The sequence below is a fragment of the Arthrobacter sp. TmT3-37 genome, assembly GCF_054510835.1.
Map to the genome: position 1 here is coordinate 202,293 of NZ_JBTNDU010000003.1, position 17,016 is coordinate 219,308.

Sequence of the window (17,016 nt, forward strand, 5' to 3'; positions counted from 1 at the left end):
CCCGCCGTCCTGCACACGCCGCCTCCGTCGCCCGAACTCGCCGCACCCAGAGGACGACACGTACGGGAAGGAATCCAGATGCCGCCTGCCACGTATCCGGCGCTGTCCTACGAGCTGTATCCGCCGCGGAACGCAGCGGCGGAGGACGCGCTGTGGACGACCATCCGCCGCCTCGAGCGCACCCGCCCCGACTTCGTGTCGGTCACGTACGGCGCGGCCGGCAGCAACCGGGAGACCGCGGTCGATCTCCTGCGGCGGCTGCTCACCGAGACCACGCTGAAACCGCTGGCCCACCTGACCTCCGTCGGCAGCAGCCGTGCCGAACTGACCGAGATCGTCGAACGGCTCATCGGCGGTGGGGTCCGGGGGATCCTCGCCCTCCGCGGTGACACGCCCGAGGGGTCCGAGGGACAGCCGGGCGAGGTAGAGCACGCCGATCAACTCGTCCGCCTGATCCGCGAGGTCGAGGCGCAGCGGACCGCACACCTCGCCGCCGGCAGGGTGTCCGTGGGAGTGGCGGCGTACGCCACGCGGCACCCCGACTCGCCGAGCGTGAAGCAGGACATCGAGGTGCTCCTGGCCAAGGAGGCGGCGGGCGCGGATTTCGCCATCACCCAGGTCTTCTTCCACTCCTCGGACTACGCGGGGCTCGTGGCCCGTGCCCGTCGGGCCGGTGTCACCATCCCGATCATCCCCGGCGTCATGCCGATGACGAGCTCCCGCCGGCTGAAGAAGCTCGGCGGACTCGCGGGGATCGACGTCGACGAGGGACTCCAGGCGCGGCTCGACGGCGCCCGGACCGACGACGAGCGTCGTCGGGTCGGCGTCGCCGCCACCGTCGAACTCGCGCGGGCGGCGCTCGACGACGGCGCTCCCGGCCTTCATCTCTATACCTTCAACGAGCACTCCGCCGCGCTCGACGTGCTCGACGCCCTGGACCTCGAACGACCCCCGGAAGCCGGTCTCGCCGCTTCCCTGTGACCGGCCACCCGCACCCCCGGGGCTACGGCGCCCCCTGCCCGTTCGACGTTCAGGAGGGTCTGGCGACGCCCCGGCCCGCGGCGGCGATGGCCCCCGTCACCGCTGGAGCCGCCGACTTCAGCGTGTCGGCGAAGACGACGGCACCCGCTCCCGCGAGGACGGTACCGAGGACCAGGCGTTGCGCGGTGCGGCGTCTTCCGCTCCATCCGCCCGTGACCGCCGCATTCGCGGGATCGAGCGAGGGGCCGTACAGGTTCCCGGTCGAGTCCTCCGCCGGTTCCGTCCTGGACAGGTGGGTGTGCTCCACCTGGTGCGCCATCAGCTTCTCCATCCGCCCCGGCATGAGGCGGTGCTGCCGCACCATCGACCGGCCGATCCGCCCGACGGCGACTTCGCGGGTCGGCACCTCTACGACGTCGAGGATCGTCCTCGCGACGCGATCCGGGCTGTAGACCGGAGGCATGGCCACGGCGCGTCGGCCCGTGTAGTTGGCCGCGTGGTTGAAGAACGGGGTGTCGATGGTCGGCGGAAGGACCGTGCACACGTGGATGTGCTTCTTCCGGTCCAGCGTCAGCTCGGACCGCAGGCTGACGCCGAGGGCGCGGACCGCCGCCTTCGACACCGAGTACGCGGAGGTGTAGGGCTGGGGGACCTCCCCGACGATCGAGGCCACGTTGACGAGTACGCCCGAGCCCTGGTCCTGCATCCGTTCGAGAGCCGCCCGTGCACCGTAGACGTAGCCCATGACGTTGACGTCGATCACGCGCTCGAAGTCACGCAGGGGCACCTCCAGGAACGGCGAGAAGAAGGAGACGGCGGCGTTGTTCACCCAGACGTCGATCCGCCCGAACTCCTCGACCGCCCTGCTCGCCAGCTCCTGCACGGCGTCGTGATCCGAGGTGTCGGTGGGGACCGCGACGGCGCGGGAGCCGAGCGCCGCGCACTCGGCGACGAGCGATTCAAGTGCCTCCACGCGCCTGCTCGCGAGGACGAGGCTCGTCCGGCGGCGGGCGAACCGGAGCGCGGTCGCGCGACCGATGCCGCTCGCCGCCCCGGTGATGACGACAACGCTGTTCTTGATCCGCATGGGGGTCCTCCTCGGACGCTGTGGAAGCCCGCGGGCCGGCGCCCACCCCTGCCCCGACGGTACGGACGGCGCGAGGGCGCATGCAATACGGGATTCAGCGGCCCGAGGTGGGTGCGTATCCCGGCGCCGTGTGCTTCGGGCCGATGCTCTGGCTCCGGAGGATCTCGGCCAGCTGGTCCATGAACAGTCGCACCCTGGCGTCGTCGGCGTCGCCCGTCCGCAGGGCGAAGATGCTGCGGGCCAGCCGGATCTCGGGAACGTCGAGGGCCACGATGCCGTCGGGCCGGTTGACCATGGCCAGTTCCGGCACCAGCGCCGCCCCCAGGCCCGCGGCGGTGAGTTCGAGGCTCGCATTGAAGTCGTCGCAGTACGCCGCGATGCGCGGATGGAGGTTGCAGCTCGCGAACAGCCGTTCGATGACCGTGGCGTCCGCCGTGCCCGGGTGGTGCATGATCCACGGCATGTCCGCGAGCTGGTCGGCGGTCACGCGGGAACCGCTGCGGATTCCCCAACTCGCCGGCAGGATGACCCGGAAGTCGTCGTCGCCGATCCATTGCCGACTGAGCGTCGAGGGCCAGGCCAGGCCGGCCTGACCGACCTGGTAGACGAGGGCGAGGTCCAGGTCTCCGCCGGTCCGCAGCCCCTGGATCGTGTGAGCGGGTTCGCCGACGAACACGCGCAGGGAGACACCCAGCCGCTGCCACTCCGGCATGCGGAGCAGCCGCGGCAGAGCGAACGTGGCGAGGCTCGGGAAGATGCCGAGCCTGAGTTCGTGCTCCGGTCCGCTGCCGGAGCGCGCCGTGGAGGCGAGCAGCGCGTCGATGTCCGTGAGCACCTTCGCCGCGTGCCGGGACATCGCTACGGCTGCGTCCGTGGGGACGGCGCTGCGGGCGGACCGGGTGAACAGCGTGGCGCCCGTGTCACGCTCGAGGGCCGACATCTGCTGCGAGACGGCGGACGCCGTGTAGCCGAGACTCGTGGCGGCCCCGCTGAACGATCCATGGCGGATCACCTCGAGCAGGGTCCGCAGATGGATCGGGTTGACCAAGTAGCACTCTCCCGGTGGTGGGACTCCCGTCGCGAGCCAGCTCGCGTGATGTGACCCCCACCAGCGCCGCCGCCGGACGAGGCGCCCCGGGAGGACGAACGGATCCCGTCGAGCCTACCCGTGGCCACCAGCGATCTGCTGCGTTCCCGCCGTCCACGTGTCGCCGGCCGGCCTGATGTCCCAGCGTTACGTGGCGCTGGAGATCCTCGGGCAGGAGATTAGACTCTGGCGACGGCGGCTACCCACCAGCAGGGAGCGCCTGTGGACCCGGGAGGTAGTTCGATGAGCACCACAGTTGTTCCTTCGCAGGCGGACGTCGATCCGGCGGTCTGGCCGGGGATCGCCGGCGTCCCCGCCGGAGCGAGGAACAGGATCGCCGCGACGATCGCGGAGAAGATCTTCTCCGCCGCGGTGAACACCCTCCAGCTCCGGGTCATTCACGACGACGGCACCGTGCTGGGCGCGCCCGGCGGCGGACCGCGGCCGGAGATGCGCATCCACCGGCCCGCCGACTTCTACGCGAGGCTCGGGGACAACGGCCTGATCGGCCTCGGCGAGTCCTACATGGCGGAGGACTGGACGGCGTCGGACCTCACCGAGGTCCTCGAGGTCTTCGCCGCGCGTGCGGCGCACCTCGTACCCGTCCCGCTGCAGAAGCTGCGCGGTCTCTACCTGCCCAAGCCGCCCCGCCGTGAACGGAACAGCACGGCCAACACGCGCTCGAACATCTCCCGGCACTACGACCTGTCGAACGAACTCTTCGCCCTCTTCCTCGACCCGACCATGTCCTACTCGAGCGCCCTGTTCGACGCGACCGGCAAGGACCTGCTGCACGTCGAGTGGCACGAGCTCGCCGCCGCGCAGCAGCGGAAGATCGACCGCCTGCTCGACCAGGCGGACGTGGGACAGGGGACCCGTGTCCTCGAGATCGGCCCCGGCTGGGGCGAACTGGCGCTCCGCGCCGCGGCCAGGGGAGCGACGGTCGTGTCCGTGACACTGTCCCGGGAGCAGAAGGAACTCGCCGAGGAGCGCGTCAGGGAGGCCGGCTTCGCGGACCGCGTGCGGGTCGAGCTGAAGGACTACCGGCTGGTCGAGGGTCAGTACGACGCCGTCGTCTCGGTCGAGATGATCGAGGCCGTGGGCTACGAGTTCTGGGCCGTCTACTTCCAGACCATCGATCGGGTCCTCGCGCCGGGCGGCCGGGTCGCGGTCCAGGCCATCACGCTTCCCCACGAGCGCATGATGGCGACGCGGCGGACCTACACGTGGATCCACAAGTACATCTTCCCCGGTGGATTCATCCCGTCCGTCCGCGCGATCGAGGACGTCACCGACCGCTACACGAGCCTGAGGGTGCGTGAGCGCCACTCGATGGGCGACCACTATGCGCAGACCCTCCGCCTCTGGGAGGAGCGTTTCCTCGCCCGGCACGACGAGGTCGCGGCCCTGGGCTTCGACGAGACCTTCGAGCGCATGTGGACGTTCTACCTCTGCTACTCGAGGGCGGGCTTCCAGGCCGGCTATCTCGACGTCCAGCAACTGATCTTCGACCGGCGTCCCTGAACGGCAGCCCCGGCCGGGCGCCCGCTCCCCGGGTGGCCCGCCGGCCCGCTCACGCGCCCCACCGACAGCCGGTGCCGCTCGCCAGGAGCAGCACCGGCTGTCGCTGTACGCGCTGCGCGCACGCCTGTCCAGAGGCAATGCGACGACGTCGACCGTCGGCACGCGACACGCCGGACGAAGCGCGACACGGCAGTTTCTGCACCTGTGCGGAAGTACTCCACAGCGTGTGGAGAGATGCCTTGTGGACGCGCCGGATCGGCACGTTTCCGGGCTTTCCGGAGGGCTCCGTCTGTGGACATCGTGTGGACTACTCGCTCCCTGAATGACATACTTGTAATACATCATGTTGGGGTCTGCGCCAGCGGGCCGCACTAGATGTAGTATCGAAGGACAGAAACAACCGCTGGACGGGCATGGGCCCGGAGGCGCGGAAATCCCCGGATTTCCTTCCCCTTTCCGGGGCCGCGCGCCACCCATGACACAGCACGACAGCAGTAGAGAAAAGGGGACTTAGACATGACCGTCACGGTTTACACGAAGCCGGCTTGCGTACAGTGCAACGCCACCTACCGGGCTCTGGACAAGAAGGGCATCGCCTACCAGAGCGTCGACATCTCGCAGGATCCTGCCGCCCTCGAGCGCGTCCGCTCCATGGGCTACATGCAGGCTCCCGTCGTCATCACGGACAACGACCACTGGTCCGGATTCCGCCCCGACAAGATCGCCTCCCTCGCGGACTCCGTCGTCAGCTCGGTAGCCTGAACGGATCCTTCAGAGGGTTCCACGGGACCGGCATCGGCCATGACCGCCACCGCTGTGGACGACCACACCACCTCCGCTGATCCGGCAGCTGCCGAGGACGGGGAGGGGCCGGTCACCGACGCCCCGTTGATCTACTTCTCGTCGGTCTCCGACAACACCCACCGCTTCGTCACGAAGCTGGGGGTCCGGGCCGCCCGCATGCCGCTGCTCACCAAGGAGCCGACCCTGCAGGCAACCCGCCCGTATGTCCTGGTCCTCCCCACTTACGGAGGGATCACCGGTAAGGGCGCGGTGCCCCGGCAGGTCGTCAAGTTCCTGAACAACGAGCAGAACCGCAGCCTCCTGAAGGGGGTCATCGGGGCGGGGAACACCAATTTCGGTGAGACCTACTGTCTCGCCGCCGACATCATCGCGGCCAAGTGCCATGTGCCGGTGCTGTACAGATTCGAAGTCATGGGCACGTCCGAGGACGTGGACCGAGTAACCAAAGGATTGGAAGAGTTTTGGACATGAGTGTTGCAGAGACGGAGACGGGCGCACCCGCTGCCGCGGCCGACCGCTTCAAGGACCTGGGCTATCACGAGCTGAACGCGATGCTCAACCTGTACGGACCGAACGGGGAGATCCAGTTCGATGCCGACCGCGAGGCTGCGCACCAGTACTTCCTGCAGCACGTGAACAACAACACGGTCTTCTTCCACGACCTCGAGGAGAAGCTCGACTACCTCGTGAAGAACGAGTACTACGAGCGCGAGACGCTCCACCAGTACACGATGAACTTCATCCGCGACCTCTTCAAGCGTGCCTACGCCAAGAAGTTCCGCTTCGAGACCTTCCTCGGCGCCTTCAAGTACTACACCTCGTACACGCTGAAGACGTTCGACGGCAAGCGCTACCTCGAGCGCTACGAGGACCGCGTCTGCATGGTCGCCCTGCACCTGGCCCGCGGTAACGAGCAGCTCGCCGAGCAGATGGTCGACGAGATCATCGACGGCCGCTTCCAGCCCGCCACCCCCACGTTCCTCAACGCCGGCAAGCGCCAGCGCGGCGAGCTCGTCTCCTGCTTCCTCCTCCGCATCGAGGACAACATGGAGTCGATCGGCCGGTCCATCAACTCGGCCCTGCAGCTCTCCAAGCGCGGCGGCGGCGTCGCCTTCGCCCTCACCAACATCCGCGAGGTCGGCGCGCCGATCAAGCAGATCGAGAACCAGTCCTCCGGCGTCATCCCCGTGATGAAGCTCCTCGAGGACAGCTTCTCCTACGCCAACCAGCTCGGCGCCCGCCAGGGTGCCGGCGCCGTGTACCTGCACGCCCACCACCCGGACATCAACCGCTTCCTGGACACCAAGCGCGAGAACGCGGACGAGAAGATCCGCATCAAGACGCTGTCCCTCGGCGTCGTGGTCCCCGACATCACGTTCGAGCTCGCCAAGCGCGACGAGGACATGTACCTGTTCTCCCCGTACGACGTCGAGCGCGTCTACGGCATGCCGTTCTCCGACATCTCGGTCACCGAGAAGTACTACGAGATGGTGGACGACGCCCGCATCAAGAAGACCAAGATCAAGGCGCGCGAGTTCTTCCAGACCCTCGCGGAGATCCAGTTCGAGTCCGGCTACCCGTACATCATGTTCGAGGACACCGTGAACCGGGCCAACCCGATCGAGGGCAAGATCATCATGTCCAACCTGTGCTCCGAGATCCTCCAGGTCTCCGAGCCCACCACGTACAACGAGGACCTGTCCTACGACTCCGTGGGCAAGGACATCTCCTGCAACCTCGGCTCGCTCAACATCGCCAAGACCATGGACTCGCCCGACTTCGGCCGGACCATCGAGACCGCGATCCGCACCCTCTCGGCCGTCTCGGACATGAGCCACATCAGCTCGGTGCCCTCGATCGCCAAGGGCAACGACGCCTCGCACGCCATCGGCCTCGGCCAGATGAACCTGCACGGCTACCTCGCCCGGGAGCGGGTCCACTACGGCTCCGAAGAGGGCCTGGACTTCACCAACATCTACTTCTACTCCGTGGTGTACCACTGCATCCGGGCGTCGAACCTGATGTCCATCGAGACCGGCCGCCGGTTCGCAGGCTTCGAGAAGTCCAAGTACGCGAGCGGGGAGTTCTTCGACAAGTACACCGATCAGGTGTGGGAGCCGGCGACGCCGCGCGTCCGTGAGCTGTTCGCCGACGTGCACATCCCCACGCAGGAGGACTGGCGTGCCCTGAAGGCCTCGGTCATGGAGCACGGCATCTACAACCAGAACCTCCAGGCCGTCCCGCCCACCGGGTCCATCTCGTACATCAACAACTCGACGTCCTCCATCCACCCGGTGGCGTCGAAGATCGAGATCCGCAAGGAAGGCAAGCTGGGCCGCGTGTACTACCCGGCTCCGTACCTCACCAACGACAACCTGGAGTACTACCAGGATGCGTACGAGATCGGCTACGAGAAGATCATCGACACCTACGCCGCTGCAACGCAGCACGTGGACCAGGGCCTGTCCCTGACGCTGTTCTTCAAGGACACCGCCACCACGCGCGAGATCAACAAGTCGCAGATCTACGCCTGGCGCAAGGGCATCAAGACCGTCTACTACATCCGTCTCCGCCAGCTCGCGCTGGAGGGGACCGAGGTGGAGGGCTGCGTCAGTTGCATGCTCTAGGCAACTAAGTCGTCAGGCCGGGCATTCCGCCCGGCCTGACACTCCAGGCTCCATCGGTATCACCGGCATTACTTACACGCAGACAAGGAACACACCATGAGCGAGAAGCTGAAGCTCGTCGACCAGGTCCAGGCCATCAACTGGAACCGCATCCAGGACGACAAGGACGTCGACGTCTGGAACCGCCTGGTGAACAACTTCTGGCTGCCCGAGAAGGTGCCGCTGTCCAACGACGTGCAGTCGTGGGCGACCCTGACGCCGGAGGAGCAGACGCTCACCATGCGCGTCTTCACCGGCCTCACCCTGCTCGACACCGTGCAGGCAACCGTCGGTGCCGTCAGCCTCATCCCCGACGCGGTCACGCCGCACGAGGAAGCCGTGCTCACGAACATCGCGTTCATGGAGTCGGTGCACGCCAAGAGCTACTCCTCGATCTTCTCCACGCTGGCCTCCACCAAGGAGATCGACGAGGCCTTCCGCTGGTCCACGGAGAACGTGAACCTGCAGAAGAAGGCGAACATCGTCACGGACTACTACCGCGGCGATGATCCCCTCAAGCGCAAGGTCGCCTCGACGCTGCTCGAGAGCTTCCTGTTCTACTCCGGCTTCTACCTGCCGATGTACTGGTCCTCGCGCGCCAAGCTCACGAACACCGCGGACCTGGTGCGCCTGATCATCCGTGACGAGGCCGTGCACGGGTACTACATCGGGTACAAGTTCCAGCGCGGGCTGGAGAGCGCGACGCCGGAGCGCCGCCAGGAGCTCAAGGACTACACGTTCGAGCTGCTCTTCGAGCTGTACGAGAACGAGGTCCAGTACACGCACGACCTGTACGACTCCGTCGGCCTGGCCGAGGACGTCAAGAAGTTCCTGCACTACAACGCCAACAAGGCGCTGATGAACCTGGGCTACGAGGCGATGTTCCCGTCGTCCGTGACCGATGTGAACCCGGCGATCCTCTCGGCGCTGTCCCCGAACGCCGACGAGAACCACGACTTCTTCTCCGGATCGGGCTCCTCGTACGTGATCGGCAAGGCCGTGAACACCGAGGACGAGGACTGGGACTTCTAACCCTCCGGCGTCGTTCGCGCGCCGGAGGGTCGCACCCGGGCGGTCTCACCGCCCGGGAGATATCGACGTTGCGCATGCGTGCGCCGGTCCTCTGGACCATGACGATGACGACCCTCCTCGCGGGCCTGGTTCTGGCCGGGTGCGCACCGGTGGACGGAGGTTCGTCTTCGTCGGAGGAGACCCGGACCGGGACGGCTACGGAGGGCCGGCCGTCCCGGTCCGGGGCTCCTCCCACGGTGCTGACCGAGCCGCCGTCGCGGCCGACCACGCCGGTCACGCCGTCGAACCCGCCGCCCGACGCGCCCCTGCCGTCAGCGACGGTGTCGCCCTTCGAGCCACCGGCGCTCTCACCCGAGGACCAGGCGGACGTCGACCGTCAGTTGATCCTTGCTGCGAAAGCGAATGATCCCACCCGGGTCCGCCAACTCATCGACGCGGGCGGGAATGTCAACGCCAAGGACGACCTCCAGGATTCCGCGTTCCTGTACGCGGGAGCGGAGGGGTTCAACGAGGTCCTGCAACTGACGCTTGCCGCTGGGGCTGACGTGCGGAGCACCAACCGATCCGGGGGAACAGCCCTGATTCCGGCGAGTGAGCACGGCTATGTCGAGACGGTGAGCATCCTTATTGCCGCCGGTACCGATGTGGACCATGTCAACAACCTCGGCTGGACCGCACTCCAGGAAGCCATCCTGCTCAACGACGGTGGGCCGAACCAGGTGGAGGTGGTGCGTCAGCTCCTGGAAGCGGGAGCAGATCCCGACATCCGGGATGTCGAGGGCAGAACGGCTTTGCAGAACGCGGAGCGGCTGGAATTCACGGCCATTGCCGACCTGCTCCGATCCTCCTGATAGGAGGTGCCGGGCCGTAGCGGAATCGATCGACCACACCGACGACGAGCTGATCCAGAGGACATCGTGCGCGACGGCTACGACTGCACGTGGGCCCGGCCCGGCGCCGTCGTAGCCTGGGCCACCAGAACACCTGCTCGCCTGTATGCCTCGAAGGATCGCGCGCTGTGTTGTCCCAGCCTCGAAGTGTCCCCGGCGGCGCTGATAATGGAGCGATGACGACCTATTCCGGCACGAAGGAATTCGAGGGCGCGACCTTCGTCAAAGCGAACTTCAAGGGCGCCACCCTACGATTCTCCGACGTCAGTGGTGTGACGATGCGCGGTGTCGACGTGGACGGACTCGACATCGACAGTCATGACCTGTTCTTCGGCAGCCTGTTCGTCAACGGCGTCGACGTGGTGCCGCTCGTGGACGCCGAACTCAACCGGCAGTTCCCGGGCCGCGAGCTGCAGAAGGCCCGGACGCCCGCAGGCCTCCGCGAGGGGTGGATGGCGGTGCAGTCCGCGTGGCAGGAGACGGTGACGGGCACGCCGCAGGACCTGGTCGATGCCCATGTGGAGGACGAGTGGTCCCTGGCCCAGACCCTACGGCACCTCATCCTGGCGACAGACGCCTGGCTCCGCGGCGGGATCCTGCAGATCCAGCAGCCGTTCCACGAACTCGGGCAGATCTTCACCGGCGCCGACCAGATGGGCTTCGACATGTCGATCTTCCGCGCTGACCCGCCGACGTACGAGGAGATCCTCGACGTCCGGGCCGAACGACAGGGACAGGTGACCGACTTCCTGGCCACGGCTACGACGGACCTGCTCGCGGAAGAACGTGAGAACCCGTGGGGCGGCGACGACTGGCGTCCCAGCGTCGGTGACTGCATCCGCGTGATCCTGGAGGAGGAGTGGGCGCACCTGCGCTACATCCGACGTGATCTCGCTCGCATAGGCTGAGCCGGTGGACCGCCCCTACCCGCCAGACCCCGACGAAAGGGATACCCCGCCGTCACAGCCGAACACGGAACAGTGGGGGCCAGTGAGCTGGAGTCCCTGGAGTGCCTATGTGGCAACTGCGCCACCTTCAAGGGTGTGGTCTCAGCCACCCCCGAAGGCATCGCGTTGGATCTTCACCTCAACACCACACCCAAGCCCGGCTGGCAGGACCGCGCGGTGTCGGCGGAACTCGGATGGTGTGACGCCTACCTGTCTCCTGAAGGCTGTGCTGAAGGAGTAGGCGTTGGGGTAGCCGACGCTGCGGGCGATCTGGGCCACGCTGGTGTCGGGCGTTTGCAGGAGGTCGCCGGCGGGTGTCAGGCGCCAGCGGGTGAGGTTGCTCGTCGAAGGTTCTCCGACGCTTGCCGAGGATGAACACGCCCTTGACCGGTGCAGGAAGCGTGGGGGGTGGGAGAGCTCGGTCAGGCGGCGAGTTCGTGTTCGGTGATCTCCGCGAGGCGGCGCAGGGAGTGCTCGTCCGCGTCTGAGAAGGTGCGTACGTGCTGGTCTATGACACAGAGGGTACCGATGATCCAGCCGTCAGGGCTTCGCAGCGGGTATCCGGCGTAGAAGCGGATAAAGGGCTCTCCGAGGACGAGCGGGTTCCACCGAAAATGTTCGTCGTGGAAGGTGTCGCGGACGATGAGTGGGGAAGGGGTCCGGATGGTGGTGTTGCAGAATGACCGGGCTCTGGGCATGTTCTGCTCTACCGGGCCGACGACCGACTTGAGGAATTGCCGTTTGTCGTCGATGAGGGTGACGATCGCGGTGCTGACCTCGAAGTGCCGTTGCGCAGTGTGGGTGATGCGGTCGAACCGTTCCTCGGGAGGTGTGTCGAGAAGGTTCGTGCGGGTGACGGCGTCGATGCGTGCTTGTTCTTGTTCTGAGTCGGAGAGCAGAAATGCGCCGGAGGCTCCGAGAGAGCGTCGTGATTGTTCAGGAGAATCGCCGGCGGTGTCTTCCGCCCGATAGGGAACCGGCAGAGCTGGTGACTTCCGGCCGAGGTCGTTCACGGTATCGGCGAGTCGATCGCTTTCGCGGGACGGGAGGTCGCCCAGGCCGCTCAGGTACTTGTTGACGGCTTCAGGGGACGCGGCGCCGCCCGAGGTGAGGTACCGGTCCGTGATGACGTCCATCGTCAGCGCCGCAGCGGCGATGGCCTGGATCATCAGCGCTCGCTGCGGTCCTCCACGCATTCCAATGCCTCCACCTGTTCTGCCTGTGCAATTCTGCTCTCGTCGGCGCTGCCTGCCCTGACAGCGAACCTGCTCATTAAACCAGTACGCGCGGGCGACGGCACGTCGCCCGCTGCAGGATCGACCGCGCCCCGAACAGTATCAGTGCTTCGTACAGTCATGATGACCTGCATGGCAGGCTGGGCTGGCGCAACCGCGGTGGCCATTGTGACAGCTGAGACTGGTGTGTTCGGTGGACGTGCGTGGTGGAACAGATTACATTCAGGGCGAAGGGCGTAGCTCTTCAACTGTGGAGCGGCGGCACGAGCGCTCCGGTTCCGGTCTCAGTCAGGAAGCCCCGCCATTTCCTCCACCTCGCCTCCCTCCGTCCGTGGCTCCACTCTCGAACCGCGGAGCTCTTACCGTCCCAGCACCGCTCATCGCGGCCCGTTTCGGGGTGCGGGGGATGCATCACTGGATCTCGCTGCTGTTCTCGTCGCTGTGGGGTCCAAGGATCCGGAGGCTTTCCAGATCTTGTACGAGCAGTGCGCGCGCAGGGTCTACGGGATGGTGCGCAAGACACTGCAGAACCCCGACAGTTGCGCGGAGGTGACCCAGGAGGTGTTCCTGATGGTGTGGGAGCAGGGCGATCGCTACCGGCCGGAGCTCGGCCACCCGGTGTCCTGGCTCATGACCCTCGCGCATCGCCGAGCGGTGGACCGGCTTCGGATGGACACTACCCGCCGGGCCCGCGATGAGAAGTGGGGGCGACGCAACTGGGACACCGGCTTCGATGAGGTCGCAGAAACAGTCCTGGAACGGGAGAACTCAGCGGATGTGCAGGCCGCCATGTCCGTCCTGTCACCACTGCAGCATCAAGCCATCTCCCTTGCGTACTTCTCCCACCTGACCTACAACGAAGTAGCCGAGCACCTCGGGATCCCCGCCCCCACGGCGAAAACGCGGATCCGCGACGGAATGAGGAAACTGCGCAGGGAATTGGAGACGCAGCACGACAAAGAGCCATCCTGACCAAGGTCCACCCGGAAGGCCTGCCGGCGAGGTGCGTGATCAGCCTTTTTCTGCGCCGGCGGTCAGCCCGCCGGTGAGAAGACGTTCTGTCGAGAAGAACACGATCAGGATGGGCAACGTGAGGACCACCGAGCCCGCCATGAGGACCGTCGTGGGGATCTCCGCACTTCCGGACAGTTGGGACAAGCCCAGCGAAACGGTCCAGGCTTCACGTTTCTCCACGAGGAACAGGAGCGCGAAGAGGAACTCGTTCCACGCAATCATGAAGATGAACAGCCCGGTAGCCATGATGGAGGGTGTGATGAGAGGCAGGCTGATGCGGCGGAGCACGCCCAAGCGGCTCAGCCCGTCCACGAGACCGGCTTCCTCGACGGATACGGGAACCGTCTCGAGGTAGTTGCGCAGCATGTAGATGGCGACGGGTACTGTCTGGGCGATGTAGACCAGCACCAGGCCCACGAGAGAGCCGCGGAGTCCCAGACGAGTGAACAGGACGAACAGCGGGATGGCCATGACGATGGCAGGAAAGAGGTACGCCGCGAGAAACAGGGCGTTCACCTGCCGGTGCCCGAAGAAGGGCAGACGTGCCACCGCATACGCACCGGGGACGGCGACGATCAGGGACAGGATGACTGCGCTGATGGCGACGAAGGCGCTGTTGAGCAGGAAGGTCCCGAATCCCTGGCCGCCTGCTGATACGGGGGTGAGTACCTGTTCATAGGCTCTGAGGGTGAACTCCGCGGGTGTCACGATCACGGATGCGGGGTCGCGTAGCAGTGATTCGATCGGCTTCAGCGACAGCAGGACCATGTAGTAGAACGGCAGCAGAGTCACGAGGAGGAAGCCGGCGATCACGACCCACCTCAGAACGGCGAATATCCTCCGTTCGAGCGCATAGCGGGTCGGGCGACGCCGGGGCGGTGACTGCGCCGTGCGGCTGGTCGGCACCGGGGTGCTGTGGGCGTCGGGTCGGGTCTGTGCAGCAGGCGTACTCATAGTCGTTCTCCTCGCTTGCGCAGCAGTGCCATGTAGAGGGCGAGCATCACGATCAGGACCAGGGACAGGATGAGGGACTGTGCTGATGCCGCTCCGACATTGCGCTGCACGGTGAGGAATTCGTAGACGCGGACGCTGGCAACGCCCGTACCGGCTGCTCCGCCGGTGAGCAGGAAGATGTCGTCGAATTCGTTGAACGTCCAAATGGTCCGGAGGATCGCGAGGAGGGCGATGACCGGCATGAGTTGCGGCAGGACGATGTAGCGGAAGGACTGAAGAGGTGTGGCGCCGTCCACGAGTGCCGCTTCTTCCGTCTCGGCCGACAGTGCCTCGAGTCGCGCCATCAGGAACAGGAAAGCGAACGGGAAGTACCTCCACCCTTCGAACGCGATCGCGGTCAACAGTGCGGTCGGTATCGGGAACTCCGCACCGAGGACCTCGAGGGTGCGCTGCGCTTCGGAAAGGAAGGGAATGGGCTGTGCCCACCCGAACACTGACTGCCCCGCTTCGTTGACGATGCCGAACTGCGGACTCAGCATGGTGCGCCACACGAAGGTGACGGCGACGACCGGAGCCACGTAGGGCAGGAGGAACGCTGCCCGGACGAAGGTCCTGCCTCGAAAGGGCTTGCGCACTGCTATCGCGGCGATCAGGCCCAGGGTGATGGATAGCAATACCGAGCCCGCGGTATAGACGAAGGTCGTACCAAGACTCACCCAGAGCTCGCCCGAGGCGAACACCCGTTCGAAGTTGGCCGTCGTCAGAGGCCGGAATGGACTCGCCGTACCGATTTCCAGCAGCCTCAACTGCTGGAACGCGATCAGTATGGACCACACCAGCGGCAGGACCACGACGGCGAGCACGATGAACAGGGTGGGGGACATCAGGAGGATCCCCGTGCGGGCGTCCCGTTGTGACAGCGTCCGCCGGCGGGACGTGGGAGTCGACGTCATCTCCTGCTCCTCAGTGGTGACCCGTGGCGGACACGCGGTGCACCCATTGCGGGCCCACGAACGTCACTGGCCCAGATCGTTCTTCAGCGTCTCGGCCTCGTCCTGGGCCTGGTTCGCCGCGTCCTCGCCGCTGGTGCCCGAACTGACCATGGATGCGATGATCTGCGGGGCGATGAACTGTCCGCTGACCGCCGAGGCCAGCGCGCCCTGGCCCTGGGGGATGCCCCATCGCCTGAAACGGTCGGTGCTCTGGGTGATCTCGTCGAGCGTCTCGGCGGGATAGACCGAGGACAGCAAGGCCTTGGTGTCGACACCGGCCTCGAGTCCCTGCCACGCATCGGCGTACTCGGTGGGATTGTCAGCGGTGCCCGACCGTGCAGGGATTTTTCCTTCGGGGGCGACGGCCAACCAGTCCTGGTATCCGTCGCCCATCATGAAGGTGACCAGTTCCTGCGCGGCGGGCGATGCGTCGTTGAGGATGTTCCACGACACCACCTCGCCGTACCCGGCAGCCTCATCGCCGTCGGGACCCTTGATGGCGGTCACGATACCGGTGTTCTCGGCAAGGAAGGTGGGGTTGTCCGCGCACTCCGGGCACGTGGGCAGGGCGTCGCTGCGCAGCCCCGCGAGTTCGTCGAGGAGGAACGACGACCAGACGGTCATCGCCGCTTCGCCCGCGAAGTAGCTCGCTCGTGTGGTGTCCGCGTCCTGGTTGCCGGGCACGGAATAGTCGCGCAGGAGATCCGAGTAGAAGGTGAAGGCATCCCGGCACTGGCTGCTGTCCAGCGTGACGTTGCCGTCGTCGTCCACCAATTCGCATCCGTTCGCCAGCGCGAACTGTTCGAACGTCTGCTGGGTGAACGAATCAGCGGGTGCCGTGGCGGCGACGATGCCGGCCAGGGAATCGGAGTTCAGCTCTTCGGCGGCGGCCTCTATCGCCTCATAGGAATTCGGGACGTCGAGCCCCGCCTGGTCGAACAGATCCTGCCGGTAGAAGAGGAGTTGAGCGAATGCATCGCTGGGGACCGACAGCTGCTGGTCCTCCGACGAGGTCAGCTCGAGGGAGCGGGCGGAAAAGGTATCCGTACCGAGTTCCTCCACGACCGCTGCCGCAGCCGATGTGTCCAGCAGTCCATCGGTGAAGAGCTGATTCATCCCGTTCAGGGAGAGCGCTCCAATGACGTCCGGTAGCTCACCCGAGGCAGCCGAGGAGGACAGCACGGACGTCAATTGATCTTCCGCAATCGCGACGAGTTCCACCTGGACCCCGGACGATTCGGTGAAGCGATCCATGATGGCCTGCTGGGAAGCCACCCGGTCCGGCAGGTCTTCCGTCGTCCACACCGTCAGCGAATCAGGATCCGGAGACTCTTCCCCGGATCCTCCCGAGCACGCAGTGAGCGCCACGAGCGTCACGGCGAGGAACGAATACACACCATTGTGTCGTCGCTGCATCATGTCCTCTTCCATCCATAGATTCCGATACAACTTCTGCTCCATTCGGTCGGCTGAACACCGTCCCGCGGACCCGGCAAGGGGTGCGCTCATTCAACACCCAACCGTCGTCGATGGAAACAGCTGCACCAGGATCACGTCTGGGGTCGGCTCAACCAGCCCTGCAACGGACCCGTTGGCGGCGGGCGTGCGGCACTTCGACGCTCCCGTGTCGAAGCACTTCCGCGGCCACGCTTCGACTGTTGATGGACTCGACGCTTCAGGGTGAGTCGATGAAGACAGCGTTGCTCCCGACCGGTCGAGGAAGTCTCATAACTCTCCGTTCAGCGACACGGAATCGGAAGAGACGACGGCTGGTTCGTGCTGGGCCGATCGACGATTGGTTCC

The 17,016-nt window shown here is 66.0% G+C and carries 16 protein-coding genes; 9 read left to right on the plus strand and 7 right to left on the minus strand.

Annotated features, from left to right (window positions below):
• Positions 1-78 precede the first annotated feature (78 nt).
• Positions 79-981: a methylenetetrahydrofolate reductase gene (locus ACX80U_RS05950; RefSeq protein ID WP_133081745.1), complete on the plus strand. Its 903-nt coding sequence runs from the start codon at positions 79-81 to the stop codon at positions 979-981.
• Between the two features lie 49 nt (positions 982-1,030).
• On the opposite strand, the gene ACX80U_RS05955 is transcribed toward ACX80U_RS05950, so the two are convergent.
• Together ACX80U_RS05955 and ACX80U_RS05960 are read right to left on the minus strand one after the other, a co-directional pair.
• Entirely contained in the window at positions 1,031-2,068 is a 1,038-nt protein-coding gene (locus tag ACX80U_RS05955; protein WP_459267753.1) for an SDR family oxidoreductase, read from the minus strand.
• Positions 2,069-2,162: 94 nt separating this feature from the next.
• Entirely contained in the window at positions 2,163-3,116 is a 954-nt protein-coding gene (locus ACX80U_RS05960; protein WP_133081747.1) for a LysR family transcriptional regulator, read from the minus strand.
• Positions 3,117-3,398: 282 nt separating this feature from the next.
• On the opposite strand from ACX80U_RS05960, the gene ACX80U_RS05965 reads away from it, so the two are divergent.
• The 7 genes from ACX80U_RS05965 (at position 3,399) to ACX80U_RS05995 (ending at position 10,979) form a co-directional block, all read left to right on the plus strand.
• The gene (locus tag ACX80U_RS05965; protein WP_459267754.1) at positions 3,399-4,679 is read left to right on the plus strand and encodes a class I SAM-dependent methyltransferase; all 1,281 of its coding nucleotides are present in this window, start codon (positions 3,399-3,401) and stop codon (positions 4,677-4,679) included.
• Positions 4,680-5,195: 516 nt separating this feature from the next.
• Entirely contained in the window at positions 5,196-5,441 is a 246-nt protein-coding gene (gene nrdH, locus ACX80U_RS05970) for a glutaredoxin-like protein NrdH (RefSeq protein WP_133081749.1), read from the plus strand.
• Between the two features lie 39 nt (positions 5,442-5,480).
• Positions 5,481-5,954: a class Ib ribonucleoside-diphosphate reductase assembly flavoprotein NrdI gene (gene nrdI, locus ACX80U_RS05975; RefSeq protein WP_133081750.1), complete on the plus strand. Its 474-nt coding sequence runs from the start codon at positions 5,481-5,483 to the stop codon at positions 5,952-5,954.
• Positions 5,951-8,110 carry a class 1b ribonucleoside-diphosphate reductase subunit alpha gene (gene nrdE, locus ACX80U_RS05980; protein ID WP_133081751.1) on the plus strand — a complete coding sequence of 720 codons (2,160 nt, stop codon included), beginning with the start codon at positions 5,951-5,953 and terminating at the stop codon, positions 8,108-8,110. The genes nrdI and nrdE overlap by 4 nt, the downstream gene beginning before the upstream one ends.
• Positions 8,111-8,206: 96 nt before the next feature.
• Positions 8,207-9,181 carry a class 1b ribonucleoside-diphosphate reductase subunit beta gene (gene nrdF / locus ACX80U_RS05985; RefSeq protein WP_133081752.1) on the plus strand — a complete coding sequence of 325 codons (975 nt, stop codon included), beginning with the start codon at positions 8,207-8,209 and terminating at the stop codon, positions 9,179-9,181.
• Positions 9,182-9,255: 74 nt separating this feature from the next.
• Positions 9,256-10,032: an ankyrin repeat domain-containing protein gene (locus tag ACX80U_RS05990; RefSeq protein ID WP_459267755.1), complete on the plus strand. Its 777-nt coding sequence runs from the start codon at positions 9,256-9,258 to the stop codon at positions 10,030-10,032.
• A 215-nt stretch (positions 10,033-10,247) separates the two neighbouring features.
• Positions 10,248-10,979, plus strand: a complete 732-nt coding sequence (locus tag ACX80U_RS05995; RefSeq protein ID WP_459267756.1) for a DinB family protein — start codon at positions 10,248-10,250, stop codon at positions 10,977-10,979.
• Positions 10,980-11,120: 141 nt separating this feature from the next.
• Here ACX80U_RS05995 and ACX80U_RS06000 read toward each other — a convergent pair whose 3' ends face one another.
• Both ACX80U_RS06000 and ACX80U_RS06005 read right to left on the minus strand, forming a co-directional pair.
• On the minus strand, positions 11,121-11,555 hold the full coding sequence (locus ACX80U_RS06000; RefSeq protein ID WP_459267882.1) for a helix-turn-helix transcriptional regulator: 435 nt from the start codon (positions 11,553-11,555) through the stop codon (positions 11,121-11,123).
• Positions 11,441-12,187: a GAF domain-containing protein gene (locus tag ACX80U_RS06005; protein WP_459267757.1), complete on the minus strand. Its 747-nt coding sequence runs from the start codon at positions 12,185-12,187 to the stop codon at positions 11,441-11,443. The genes ACX80U_RS06000 and ACX80U_RS06005 overlap by 115 nt, the downstream gene beginning before the upstream one ends.
• 507 nt (positions 12,188-12,694) lie before the next feature.
• On the opposite strand from ACX80U_RS06005, the gene ACX80U_RS06010 reads away from it, so the two are divergent.
• Entirely contained in the window at positions 12,695-13,225 is a 531-nt protein-coding gene (locus tag ACX80U_RS06010; protein ID WP_208740312.1) for a sigma-70 family RNA polymerase sigma factor, read from the plus strand.
• A gap of 39 nt (positions 13,226-13,264) precedes the next feature.
• Here ACX80U_RS06010 and ACX80U_RS06015 read toward each other — a convergent pair whose 3' ends face one another.
• The 3 genes from ACX80U_RS06015 to ACX80U_RS06025 form a co-directional block, all read right to left on the minus strand.
• Complete coding sequence (locus tag ACX80U_RS06015) at positions 13,265-14,221, minus strand: carbohydrate ABC transporter permease (protein WP_459267758.1); 957 nt, start codon at positions 14,219-14,221, stop codon at positions 13,265-13,267.
• Positions 14,218-15,174: a carbohydrate ABC transporter permease gene (locus ACX80U_RS06020; protein WP_459267759.1), complete on the minus strand. Its 957-nt coding sequence runs from the start codon at positions 15,172-15,174 to the stop codon at positions 14,218-14,220. The genes ACX80U_RS06015 and ACX80U_RS06020 overlap by 4 nt, the downstream gene beginning before the upstream one ends.
• A gap of 63 nt (positions 15,175-15,237) precedes the next feature.
• Positions 15,238-16,632, minus strand: coding sequence for an ABC transporter substrate-binding protein (locus tag ACX80U_RS06025; protein WP_459267760.1), 1,395 nt, complete (start codon positions 16,630-16,632; stop codon positions 15,238-15,240).
• Positions 16,633-17,016: the final 384 nt, after the last annotated feature.

Bases quoted from the DNA above. Each gene is read 5' to 3' on its own strand.
- ACX80U_RS05950 (WP_133081745.1), top strand. From the start codon at position 79: ATGCCGCCTGCCACGTATCCGGCGCTGTCCTACGAGCTGTATCCGCCG.
- ACX80U_RS05955 (WP_459267753.1), bottom strand. From the start codon at position 2,068: ATGCGGATCAAGAACAGCGTTGTCGTCATCACCGGGGCGGCGAGCGGC.
- ACX80U_RS05965 (WP_459267754.1), top strand. From the start codon at position 3,399: ATGAGCACCACAGTTGTTCCTTCGCAGGCGGACGTCGATCCGGCGGTC.
- nrdH (WP_133081749.1), top strand. From the start codon at position 5,196: ATGACCGTCACGGTTTACACGAAGCCGGCTTGCGTACAGTGCAACGCC.
- nrdI (WP_133081750.1), top strand. From the start codon at position 5,481: ATGACCGCCACCGCTGTGGACGACCACACCACCTCCGCTGATCCGGCA.
- nrdE (WP_133081751.1), top strand. From the start codon at position 5,951: ATGAGTGTTGCAGAGACGGAGACGGGCGCACCCGCTGCCGCGGCCGAC.
- nrdF (WP_133081752.1), top strand. From the start codon at position 8,207: ATGAGCGAGAAGCTGAAGCTCGTCGACCAGGTCCAGGCCATCAACTGG.
- ACX80U_RS05990 (WP_459267755.1), top strand. From the start codon at position 9,256: ATGCGTGCGCCGGTCCTCTGGACCATGACGATGACGACCCTCCTCGCG.
- ACX80U_RS05995 (WP_459267756.1), top strand. From the start codon at position 10,248: ATGACGACCTATTCCGGCACGAAGGAATTCGAGGGCGCGACCTTCGTC.
- ACX80U_RS06005 (WP_459267757.1), bottom strand. From the start codon at position 12,187: ATGATCCAGGCCATCGCCGCTGCGGCGCTGACGATGGACGTCATCACG.
- ACX80U_RS06015 (WP_459267758.1), bottom strand. From the start codon at position 14,221: ATGAGTACGCCTGCTGCACAGACCCGACCCGACGCCCACAGCACCCCG.
- ACX80U_RS06020 (WP_459267759.1), bottom strand. From the start codon at position 15,174: ATGACGTCGACTCCCACGTCCCGCCGGCGGACGCTGTCACAACGGGAC.
- ACX80U_RS06025 (WP_459267760.1), bottom strand. From the start codon at position 16,632: ATGATGCAGCGACGACACAATGGTGTGTATTCGTTCCTCGCCGTGACG.